Annotated in this window: 9 protein-coding genes; 4 read left to right on the top strand and 5 right to left on the bottom strand. The window is 21.5% G+C overall.

Features of this window, described 5'->3' with window-relative positions; genetic code table 11:
- Nucleotides 1–8 precede the first annotated feature (8 nt).
- A complete protein-coding gene (gene gap / locus BUCISPPA3004_RS00970; protein ID WP_154048882.1) occupies nt 9–1,007 on the bottom strand; it encodes a type I glyceraldehyde-3-phosphate dehydrogenase in 999 nt (332 codons plus the stop codon).
- Between the two features lie 657 nt (nt 1,008–1,664).
- Between gap and mfd the strand changes: the two genes are divergently transcribed.
- Entirely contained in the window at nt 1,665–3,776 is a 2,112-nt protein-coding gene (gene mfd / locus BUCISPPA3004_RS00965) for a transcription-repair coupling factor (RefSeq protein WP_154048881.1), read from the top strand.
- A gap of 75 nt (nt 3,777–3,851) precedes the next feature.
- Nucleotides 3,852–4,847 carry a beta-propeller fold lactonase family protein gene (locus BUCISPPA3004_RS00960; RefSeq protein WP_172598687.1) on the top strand — a complete coding sequence of 332 codons (996 nt, stop codon included), beginning with the start codon at nt 3,852–3,854 and terminating at the stop codon, nt 4,845–4,847.
- Nucleotides 4,848–5,169: 322 nt separating this feature from the next.
- Here BUCISPPA3004_RS00960 and glyA read toward each other — a convergent pair whose 3' ends face one another.
- From glyA to rlmN, 3 genes are all read right to left on the bottom strand, one after another.
- Nucleotides 5,170–6,420, bottom strand: coding sequence for a serine hydroxymethyltransferase (gene glyA, locus BUCISPPA3004_RS00955; RefSeq protein WP_154048879.1), 1,251 nt, complete (start codon nt 6,418–6,420; stop codon nt 5,170–5,172).
- A 113-nt stretch (nt 6,421–6,533) separates the two neighbouring features.
- Nucleotides 6,534–7,811: a histidine--tRNA ligase gene (hisS, locus tag BUCISPPA3004_RS00950; RefSeq protein ID WP_154048878.1), complete on the bottom strand. Its 1,278-nt coding sequence runs from the start codon at nt 7,809–7,811 to the stop codon at nt 6,534–6,536.
- A 97-nt stretch (nt 7,812–7,908) separates the two neighbouring features.
- Entirely contained in the window at nt 7,909–9,030 is a 1,122-nt protein-coding gene (gene rlmN, locus BUCISPPA3004_RS00945; RefSeq protein WP_154048877.1) for a 23S rRNA (adenine(2503)-C(2))-methyltransferase RlmN, read from the bottom strand.
- A gap of 180 nt (nt 9,031–9,210) precedes the next feature.
- On the opposite strand from rlmN, the gene BUCISPPA3004_RS00940 reads away from it, so the two are divergent.
- Entirely contained in the window at nt 9,211–10,020 is an 810-nt protein-coding gene (locus tag BUCISPPA3004_RS00940; protein WP_154048876.1) for an inositol monophosphatase family protein, read from the top strand.
- Between the two features lie 177 nt (nt 10,021–10,197).
- Here the strand turns inward: BUCISPPA3004_RS00940 and BUCISPPA3004_RS00935 are convergent, their stop codons facing one another.
- The gene (locus BUCISPPA3004_RS00935; protein ID WP_154048875.1) at nt 10,198–10,929 is read right to left on the bottom strand and encodes a pseudouridine synthase; all 732 of its coding nucleotides are present in this window, start codon (nt 10,927–10,929) and stop codon (nt 10,198–10,200) included.
- An 804-nt stretch (nt 10,930–11,733) separates the two neighbouring features.
- On the opposite strand from BUCISPPA3004_RS00935, the gene trpD reads away from it, so the two are divergent.
- Complete coding sequence (trpD, locus tag BUCISPPA3004_RS00930; RefSeq protein WP_172598686.1) at nt 11,734–12,729, top strand: anthranilate phosphoribosyltransferase; 996 nt, start codon at nt 11,734–11,736, stop codon at nt 12,727–12,729.
- Nucleotides 12,730–12,742 lie beyond the last annotated feature (13 nt).

Raw genomic sequence — 12,742 nt, 5'->3', positions numbered from 1 at the left:
ATATAAAATTATTTTGATGAAATCCATTCTGCTAAGTCTAGTGCTTTACTAGAATAACCAATTTCATTATCATACCAAGATATTAGTTTAATAAAATTTTTGTTCAAAGATAAACCGGCTTTTTCATCAAATATTGATGTTAAATGCAATCCATTAAAATCACTAGATACTAATTCTTCATTTGTGTATCCAATAACATCTTTCATGTATGTTTGTGATGCTAATTTTATAGCAGAACAAACGTTTAAATAACTTGTTTTTTTATTTAATCTAACAGTAAAATCTACTACTGATACATTTGCTACAGGTACTCGAAATGCAATACCAGTGATTTTTTTATTTAATTCTGGAAGAATTTTTCCTACAGCCTGTGCTGCTCCTGTAGATGCAGGTATTATATTTTGTAAAGCACTTCTTCCTCCTCTCCAATCTTTTAAAGAAACTCCATCTACTGTTTTTTGAGTAGCTGTTGTCGCATGAACTGTAGTCATTAAACCTTCAATAATTTCAAATTCATCATTTATTACTTTTGCTAAAGGAGCTAAACAGTTTGTTGTACAAGATGCATTAGAAACAATTTTTTGATTATTATACTGATTAAAATTAACACCTCTCACGAACATAGGAGTGTCATCTTTCGACGGTCCTGTCAAAATAACTTTTTTTGCTCCTGCTTGTATGTGTTGTGAAGCAGATTCAGTAGTTAAAAAAATTCCAGTAGATTCCATAACAATATCAACATCAAGAGAGTACCAATCAATATTTTTAGGTTCTTTTTCAGAAAAGATATAAACTTTTTTATTATTTATGAGTAAATAATTATCTTTTTCTTGAATTAATCCTTTAAATAAGCCATGTGTCGAATCATATTTTAACATATATGCAATATATTGTGGAGTCAATAAATCATTAATTGCAACTACTTCTATATTGGGTCTTTTTTGAGCTAGTCGAAATATCATGCGTCCAATTCGACCAAATCCATTTATAGCAATTCTAATATTCATTTGAATAGATACCAATAAATTTAAATATGTATATTAAATATTATTTTTTTAAGATACATATTTAGAATGAGTGTAAAAAAATTTTTATTTTTAATATTATAATATTTTATTTAAAAAAAAATTATAACTATAATATTAATTAGTATAATAATTATTATAGAAATAATATTTTCTACATGAATTTTTTATATTTAAATATATTTTAAATGATTTATTAACCATTTTCAATATTACAGTGTAGAATACTTAATTTGTTAAATATCATCTTAATATAATTGAATATTATTTTCTATATTATTTGATTTTTAAAAACACAAATATTTGTATATAATTACATATAAATATTTAATTCTAATAAAATTTATATGTTAAAATGATTAATAATATTATTAACAATATTTATAAATATCATTTAATATAGTTAAAAATATTATGTATGATATTCGTGGTATGTTTAAGTAGTATTAATACATATATATTTTAAAATTTTTATTTTTATTTATACTACTTTAGTATAATATGATATTTATATTTATAAAGTTTAAATATACGAATCAATTGTAGAAAATATATTATACATATTTTTTCAGTAAAATTATGTATAAAACTGTTATTATTTTTCTTTTTATTAATCTTATATTGGAATATTTTTATTATATGGCACAAAATATAAAAAAAAAGATAATAAAAAAAAATTTTTCTGAATTTATTTCAAAAAAACAACCATTTAAAAAAAATCAACTAGTTGTTCATATTAAATATGGTATAGGTCGATATGTTGGTTTATGTACTTTAAATACTAAAGGGATACTAGCAGAGTATTGTGTTATTATGTATGCAGATCAAGCTAAATTATATGTTCCTATAACTTCTCTTGAATTAATTAAATCATATGGTTTTACAACACTTTCAGACGTTCCTTTACATACTTTGGGCAATAAAAAATGGTTACTAGAGTGTAAAAAAATAAAACAAAAAATTCATGATATAGCTATTCAATTAATTGATAATGAATCTCATCGATTACTAAGAAAAGGATTTTCTTTTAAAAAAAATGCTCAAGAATATCATAATTTTTGTAATACATGTCCATATTTTATAACGAAAGATCAACAACAATCTATTGAAGAAATTATAAGTGATATGCAAAAACCTGTTCCAATGGATCGATTATTGTGTGGAGATGTAGGTTTTGGAAAAACTGAAATAGCCATGAGAGCTTCTTTTATAGCTCTTAATAATAAAAAACAAGTAGCTTTATTAGTGCCTACAACATTATTAGCACAACAACACTATCATACTTTTATAAATAGGTTTGCTGAATATACATATAATATTGATACATATTCTCGTTTTACTTCTTTATCAGAAGAACGTGATATTCAAAAAAAAATAAAACTAGGTAGTATTCATATATTAATAGGTACTCATAAAATTTTATCAAAATCTTTAATATGGAAAAATTTAGGGTTGTTAATTATTGATGAGGAACATCGTTTTGGTGTATACCATAAAGAGCAAATAAAAGGATTATACATAAATATAGATGTTCTAACATTAACTGCTACTCCAATTCCTAGAACTTTACATATGTCTTTATTAGGTATACGGGATTTATCGATTATATCAACACCTCCAAAAAAAAGATTAGCTATAAAAACAATTGTTCAGTATTCTGATAATCAGACTATACGAAAAGCTATTATTAAAGAATTAAAAAGAGGAGGTCAAATATATTACATATATAATGTTATAAAAAATATAGAAGAAAAAAAAAAATATTTATCTAAATTAGTTCCAGAAGCACGTATTCAAATAAGCCACGGAAAAATACCTCGAAAAGATTTACATAAAATCATGTGTAAATTTTCAAATAAAGATTTTGACATTCTTATATGTACTACAATAATAGATACCGGAATTCATATTAGCAATGTAAATACTATAATTATAGAACATGCTGATAAATTTGGATTATCGCAATTACATCAATTAAGGGGTCGTATTGGTAGATCTAAAATACAAGCGTATGCATTTTTTTTTATGTCAAATAATATAAAACCTAGCAAAAAAGCACAAGAAAGATTAAACCTTATACAATCTTTAACAAATTTAGGTTCTGGATTTATATTATCTATACACGATTCGGAAATTAGAGGAGTAGGTGAATTATTAGGAAAAAATCAAAGTGGACATATTAAAACTATCGGAATAAAATTATACAAAAAATTTTTAAATAATGCTATTGATGAAATCAAAAAAAGTAAAAATAACGTTGCTCTTAATGAATTAAGTTCTAGCGATAATAATGTAAATATTCAATTACATATATCAGCTATTTTTCCTGAAGACTATATAAATGATGTAAATCTTAGATTATTTTTTTATAAAAAGATTTCACGTATTAATAATAATAGAGAATTAAATAATCTTAAAAAAAGATTATACTATTTATTCGGAACATTACCAAGATGTGTAAAAAATTTTTTTTTATTAAAAAAAGTAAAAATTCTGTCTAGTAAAATAGGAATAAAAAAAATTCAATGTTCTAAAAAGAAAGTATGTCTTGTTTTTAAAAAACAAAATATTTTAAATATTAATTGGATATGTGAAAAAATTATTAAAAATCCGAATAATTGGAAATTAATTACTAACAAGTTATATTACTATCATTTATTTAATAACGAATTGGATATTTTATTGTGGATTGAAAAATTTTTGATTAATATAATAAAAAATCGATTAAGTAATATTACTACATCAAAATGATTTTACTTTAATATAAAGTATGTAATATAAAAAGATTAATTACTAAATTAGGAATAAATTTAAGTGGAAATAAACGTGAAAAAAGATATATTTATTTCTTGTTCAGTAAGTCATTGCATTGAACATTGGATTTTAAAAAATAATTTAACTTTATTAAAGGTAGATACCATTACTACTCCTGGTAAACCTCAACCATTAAAATACAACAAAAAATATCAATTATTATATACTGGAGAAACAGGAAATAATAAAATTATTACTTATAAAAAAAATTTAAATAATCAGTTTAGAAAAATACACGAAGTTAAAGTATTTAATACACCTAATTATATTTCATTAAATAAAAAAAAAACAATGTTATTCTGTGCTTCATATCACGGAAATGGATTTAGTGTTTATTCTTTAAATTTATACGGGTTAATTCGTAGTACTGTTTCTTTAATAGAAAATTTAAAAGGATGTCATTCTATAAGAATGCATTATACAAGTAATTTACTATTTGCATCAGCTCTTAAAGAAAACAAAATTTATATTTATCAAATACAACATAATAAAAATAAAAAGATAACTGTAATTTTAAAAAATATTATTAGTACTGCCTATAATAGTGGTCCAAGACATATTACTTTTCATCCATTACGTCAATATTTATATTCAATTAATGAGTTAAGCGGAACAATTGATGTGTGGTTTATTAATGATCAATTAATAAAATTACAGTTAATACAATCGATTTCATTAATATCACAATCATCTATATGCTCTGCTTGGTCCTCAGACATCCACGTTCACCCTACGGGAAATTATTTATATGCCTGTGATCGAGCTAATAGTATTATTTCTCTTTTTTATATTGATAAAAAACAAGGTTTATTATTAAAGATACATACTTATCGAACCTTATTACAACCGAGATCATTTAACATTAGTGAAGATGGTAATATATTAGTAATTGTTGGAGAATTATCTAATTCTATAAAAATTTATTATATTAATAATAACAATGGTTATTTATTTGAAATTACTACACAATCTACTGGAATAAATCCTTTGTGGGTTTTGATAGAATAATATAATTAATTTATTATATTTATTAATATTTATTAGTTTTAAATATAGTGAATAATTATTTAATAAAAAATTATATTATAATTTATTAATATATAGTTAATTTAATCAATTAAAAATAATTTATATTGATACATTTTATATTATATTCTTATCTTAATAAGAATTATGTTACACATAATACATGTAACATAAAATATTTTTACTAATTATTGAACAAAAAAATATTATGTAAGACATTTTTATATTTAAAATTTTATATAAAAAAAATATAAATTTGATAATATGTATACTAATTATATAAGTAATTAATTATAAATAATTTTTATACATTATAAATAGGATATTTTTTGCAGAGTTTTTTTGTTCTTTTTTTTGTTTTTTGAATATAAGATAAATCATGTGGATTATTTAAAATTTTACATATCCAATAAGTAATTTGACTAACATCATTGATTTTAAATTTACGTTTAGCAAGTGCTGGAGTACCAATACGAATTCCAGATGTAATAAAAGGTGTTTTAGGATCATTAGGTATAGTATTTTTATTTACAATAATTCTAGCAGTAGATAATATATCACTAGCTTCTTTTCCAGTAATTCCTTTAGTAGAAACATCAACTAAAAATAAATGATTTTTTGTTTTTCTCGAAATAATTCTAAATTTTTTTTCTAAAAATATTTCAACCATTTTTTTTGCAAATATAATTGTATTTTTTTGTAATAATAAAAAATCTGAACTTAAAGCTTCTTTAAAAGAAATAGCTTTAGCTGCAATAACATGCATTAAAGGTCCTCCTTGACTACCAGGGAAAACAGACGCATTTAATTTAGAATATAACGTTTTGTTTCCATTATTTGAAAGTATTAATCCTCCTCTCGGTCCCCCTAAAATTTTGTGTGTAGTAGTACTAACAACATGAGCATATTTAATAGGATTAGGATATAATCCAGCTATAATTAAACCTACGATATGCGAAATATCTACAAAAAAGTAAGCATTAATTTTATCAGCAATTTTACGCATATATTGCCAATCACAAATACCTGAATATGCAGAAAATCCACCAATGATCATTTTAGGTCGATGTAACATTGACAAATATTGAAAATTTTTATAATCTATTTCACCATTTGAAGTAATACCATAAGTATAAGATTTATAAATTTTTCCGGAAAAATTTACAGTAGATCCGTGTGTTAAATGTCCTCCATGATTTAAATTCATACCTAAAATTACATCTCTTGGTTTTAGTAACGCCTGAAAAATTGCAAAATTGGCTTGTGACCCAGAATGAGGTTGCACGTTAGCATATTCGACATTAAAAAGCTTTTTAGCTCTATTAATAGCAATACTTTCAATTTCATCGATTATATTACATCCATTATAAAAACGATTTCCAATATATCCTTCTGCGTACTTATTTGTTAAACAGGAACCTTGAGCTTCTAATATAGAATGACTTGCATAATTTTCTGATGCGATTAAATTAATACATGATTCTTGTCTTGCTTTTTCTTTTTGAATTAAATTCCAGATTTCTTTGTCTGCTATTTGTAGTTTTTTATTTATCATTTTTTTTCTTATAATAAAGTATCAATTATTTTTAATATTTGAAAGATGTAAAAAATTATTTTATTGATTAAATAATTTCATATCTTAATATCATATGTCATATAATAATATTATCAATTAATAAAAATACATGGATTTTGAAAAATTCGATTTATTGAAATTATTTTATTTTTTTTTTTGCATATATTTTTAACTAAAATTTTATTTACATTTAATAGATTAGATTGTAAAATTAATAAAAATTTTGATTTTATTTTTTTTGATTTTTTTAAATAATTATTTTTTCTAAATTTGTTCAAAGAAGTATTAATTTTTAATTTTGGCCACATGGAGTGTAATTGATTAGCGATGTATATTGATAATACTGAATACATAGATTCTAAAAAAATAATGTTTATATCAATAAAAAAATTTTCAAAATATTCTGGATTAATTAATTTTTTTAACGTGATTAATCTATCTATACCCATAGCAAAACCAATAGCTGGATTTTTCATTCCACCTAAATATTCTACTAAATTATCGTATCGACCACCTGCACAAATAGCGCTTTGTGAACCTAATTTTTTTGCTGTCCATTCAAATACAGTATCGTTATAGTAATCTAAACCTCTAACTAATCGATGATTTACAATATAATTAACTTTAGATTGAGTTAACAAATTGCATAATTTCTTAAAACGTTTATATGAATGTGAATTTATGTAATGATGTAACATAGGTGCAAATCTTAATAATTTTATAATATTTGTATTTTTGCTATCTAAAATACGAATGGGATTAGTGGATAATAATTTTTTTTCATACGTAGTTAGTTTTGACATATATTTTTGAAAAAATTTTTTTAAATCTAAAACAAAATCTTTTCTATCTTCTATGTTACCAAGAGAATTTATTTCTAATATTAGATATTTTGATAGATTTAATTTTTTCCAAATAGTTACGGTTAACATGATGATATCATAATCAATAAAAATATTATTTATACCAAAGTATTCAACTCCAAGTTGTTGGAATTGTCTAAATCGTCCTCTTTGTGGTCGTTCATAACGAAACATAGGACCGTAATACCATAATTTTTGAATTTTAGAATTATAAAATATATTATTTTGTATACAAGCTCGAATACAACTGACTGTTCCTTCCGGTCTCAATGAGATTTTTTTCTTTTTTTTATCTCTAAAATTATACATTTCTTTATGAATAATATCAGTATTATTGCCAATTGATTTTTTAAATAATTTGGTATATTCAATTATTGGGCTACGAATTTCAAAATATGAACAACTATTTAAAATTTTTTTTATTTTTTTTTCAATTGTTTGTATGAAATAAGTTTCTACAGGAAGAATATCGTGCATACCTCTAACTGATTGATATTTTTTACTCATATAAAATAAAACCTTCTGGATTAAAATTATTAATTAAATTAAATTTTTAAAAATTTTGATATATAAAAAATTTTTTGTTTTATATAAAACATGAAATTTATAAATTAAAGATATTTATTGATTTACGAAAAGAATTCTGTGTACCTATTAATTGTCCGCACGCAGCCTGGATGTCAGATCCTCTATTTTTTCTAATTGTAATAATAAAACCTTTTTTTTTTAAATATTCAAAAAATGTAGTGATTCTATTATAACTACTACATTTATAAGAAGAATTTTTTATAGAATTCCAAGGAATTAAATTGATTTTACAGGGTATATTTTTTAATAAACATGCTAATTCTTTTGCATGACTTTTATCATCGTTGATATATAATAACATAACATATTCAATTGTTACTATACCTCGATTTGCTGTTGATTTATTTAAATAATTTTTAACAGATGATAGTAACATCTTAATATTATAACGTTTATTTATAGGCATAATTGTGTTACGAACACAATCATTAGATGCATGTAATGAAATTGCTAATGAGACGTCTATTTTTCCTGCTATTTTATTTATAGCTGGAACAAGACCCGCTGTTGATAAAGTAACTTTATTTTTAGAAAAATTAAAACCATATTTATGTAAAATAATATCAATTACAATAAGAATATTTTTTAAATTTAATAGAGGTTCTCCCATACCCATCATAACAATATTTTTGATTGGTGGTAAAATACAGGCTTGTTTTCCATATTGATTTATTCTATTTATAGCATACCATATTTGACCAATAATTTCTGAAACTAGCAAATTACGAGTATATCCTAGTTTACCTGTAGCGCAAAATTTACAATTTAACATGCATCCTACTTGAGATGAAATACATAAAGTAGCACGTTTTTTTTCTGGGATATATATTGTTTCAACACATTCAGTATCAAATAAAAAATTCCATTTTATTGTACCATCAGTTGATTTTAATTCTTTTATACAGTAAGGTAATTGAATAACAGATTTTTTTTTTAATTTTTCTTGTAAGAAATTACTTAAATTATTCATTTTTTCAAATTTAATACAATTTTTTTTATAAATCCACTCCATTATCTGTATAGCTCGAAATTTTTTTTCTCCTAATTGTAATACGAAATTTATCATTTTTTGCAAATTAAAATTTAATAAATTGATTTTTTTTTTTGATTTATTTTCTAAACATTGTTTTTTAAACATTATTTTTCCGAAATATATTAATTGATATGATTTTTTCCTAAAACAAAAATAAATTTTTTAAATTTATTTAAACAAGTATATAATAAACATTCAGTTAGATAAAGATTCTGAATTTTAATATTAAAAAATATTTATTTGTAGTTATTATTATAAATAATATTATATATGAGAGATTATTAAATGAATCCTATGTTAAATATTGCTATCAGAGCTATTCGAATGGGTGGAAAAATCATTGCTCAAAATTATGATTCTAAAGATATTAGGAACGAGTTAAATTCATTAAATAAAATCTATTATCTTCGTAAAATACGAAAAAGAATTTTTTCTTCAATTTATTCTATTATCCATCAATCATATCCTCAACATTCTATTCATGATATATATTCTAAAAAAATATCTACAATACAAAATAATCAGTGGTTAGTTAATTCTTTGAGCGGAACAATGAATTTTATTAAAAAAATTCCACATTTTTGTCTATCAATATTAATAAAAGAAAAAAATCAAATGTATATGTCAGTGATATATGATCCCATTAAAAATGATTTATTTACAGCTATTAAAGGTCAAGGTGCTCAATTAAACGGTTTTCGTACTAGATGTTGTACATACGATAATGATTTTGATAAAATTATAGCTTTTTATTTTAGACAAAGAAGTCAATATAATACTAATTTGTATGTTTTATTAATTCAACAACTTATCCGAGAAACAACTTCTTTTCGACACACTGGTTGTTCTATTTTAGATTTAGCATATTTATCTTCTGGAAAAATTAATATTTATATTGGATTTAATGAAAAATTATTAAATATAAATTTTGCAGAATTACAGATTAGAGAGTCAGGAGCATTGATGACAGATTTTATTGGAGGACATGATTATATTAAAAGTCAAGTTATATTAATAGGACAAGCCAATATTTTAAAATATTTTTTAAAAAAAACACGTACAGTATATAAAAAAATTAATTCGTCAAAAAAATAAATAACTAATATAGTAAGAATTACGTATTTATAAAGTATTTATTTTAACATATTAAATTTACAGTAATTTTATATTTTAAGAATAAACATCAACTAAATGGTGTTATGTTTATTTTTATTAAATATATAATTAATATTTTTAAAAATTGTTTTTTGTTAACTATAAAAATTTTAATATTTATAAATTGACGGAATTAAAAATATTTTTTATATTAACAGAATTTAGTTCTATAAATTTTCCTTTCTGTAAATTTCTTGGTAAAAGTATAGAACCATAACTAATTCGAATTAATTTATTAACTTGTATACCAATTGAATTCCATAGTAAACGTACTTCACGATTTTTACCTTGTAGCAAGGATACTCGAAACCATTTGTTTTTTTTTTGATTATTTATACTAAGAATTTCGTAAAATTTTGAAATCGATGAACCAATTTTAATTCCCTTTTTTAAAGTTAAAATTTTTTTTTTTGATATTTTTCCAAAAATTTTAACTAAGTATTCTCGTTTAATCATATAACGTGGATGCATGAGTCTATATGCTAATTCTCCATAATTAGTAAATAACAATAAACCTGAAGTGTTAATATCTAATCTTCCTACACTGATCCATTTAGAATACAATAATTTCGGTAATTTATCAAAAACAGTATTTCTTTTTTTTTCATCTTTTTTAGTACAAATTTCACCAACAGGTTTATTATAAATAATGATTTTTGTTGTATTTTTTTTTAGAAAAAATTTTTTATTATTTAATAAAACGCATTTTATTTCATTTTTTAAAAAACTTTGTCCTAAAGAGACGATTTGTCCATTTATTTTAATTAATTTCTGATGAATTTTTTTTTCAATAGTACGACGTGATCCTAAACCAAAGTTAGATAATATTTTTTGAATTCTTTCTTTCATAAAATAGTTCCTATATATATAAATTATAATAAATTTTATTGATAATTTTATATACAACATTTTTTACATTTAACAAGTTTATTATTATAAATATAATTATATAATTTTTTGTTTAAACATATAAATAATTTTTTAAATATGTTTATAAAAATATTTATCTATTAAAACATTTTTAACAAAATAAATATTTTGTTTTTATAAAAAAAGAGTGTTATCATTAAACTAAATAATTATTATAATATATAAATTATTGATTATAAACAATATATTTATATTTTATGTAATATTCAATATATTAATATAATAAAAATTATTATATGTATAATATATATCTATTTTTTTTTAGTTCATATATTCTGTATCTATTATTCACATAAATTATATGAATAATTCAATAAAACAATTTTTAGAAAAAATATTCATAAATATTTATTTATAATATTTCATACATTTTTATGTATGCTTTTAAATATAATCGTATTTTATTGTTTGATTATAATTTATAATTAATTTTAATATCCTGATGTATTTATTGAAATTTTCATTTATGAAAATATAAATATTGTACATAATGTTTATATTTAAAATTAATTTTACTAATATTAATATATTAATAATTTATAAAAAATTGCAATTAATATAATACGTATTAAATAATAAGTTTTTTCATAAAATATTTAATATAAAATATCATATAGTACAACATAGATATGATATATAACAATTTTTTAAAATAGAGTTATAATGATATATTAATACATTTTACTATTGTTAACTGAATATTATTTATGGTTGTATATGCAAATGAAAAAAATTTTAAAAAAAATATATAATGGAAAATATTTAAATGAATTGGAAAGTTATACTTTATTTAATAATATTTTTCGTAAAAATATTAATGATATACAGATATCATCGATATTATCGATTCTGTCGTATAGAACAGAAACATACGAAGAAATTATTGGAGCTAGAAAATTTTTAATGCAATCAGTAAAATTATTTCCTAAACCTAATTATATTGTGTCTGATATTGTAGGTACAGGAGGTGATCAAAAAAATAGTTTTAACATATCTACTGTTAGTGCTTTGGTTGCAGCATGTTATGGTATTAAAATAGCAAAAATATGCAATATAAGTTCTTCTGGAAACTTTGGATCTGCAAATTTATTAAAAAAATTAAATATAAATATTGCATTATCACCTAAAAAATCTAGAAAATGTCTAGATAACGAAAATATTTGTTTTTTATTAGCCAATTCATATTTTAATGATTTTAAAAAAATCTCAAATATTCGTAAATCACTATATACTAGAACTATTTTTAATATATTAGGTCCTTTACTGAATCCCGCTCAACCTAAACATGCATTGATTGGTGTATATAAAAAAGAATTAATGTTTTTATATGCTCAAATATTGTCTAATTTGCAATATAAACGAGCTATTATTGTACATAGTGGAGGAACGGACGAGGCTACACTCTATTCTAGAACGCATGTAGTTGAATTAAATAACAAAGAAATTATTAAATATAAAATTTACCCGAAGGATTTTGGCTTAGAAAAATGTAATAAAAAATATCTTATCAACAAAACTAAGCAAGAAAATTATATGGAAACTATAAAATTATTGCAAGGAAAAGGGAGTCCCGTATATGCACAAACAATTGCAATTAATGTAGCATTATTAATGAAAGTTTTAGGAAATGATAATATTTCACAAAATACATTAAAAATTTTAAATTTCATTAATACGGGTCAAGTATATGATTTTGTTACTAAGTTATCTACATTATAAATATTATTTATTT

Source organism: Buchnera aphidicola (Cinara splendens) (assembly GCF_900698975.1).
Taxonomy (GTDB): Bacteria; Pseudomonadota; Gammaproteobacteria; order Enterobacterales; family Enterobacteriaceae; genus Buchnera_F; species Buchnera_F aphidicola_AI.
The sequence above is the reverse complement of the archived record's forward strand: the minus strand, read 5'-3'. Positions and strand labels throughout refer to the sequence as shown.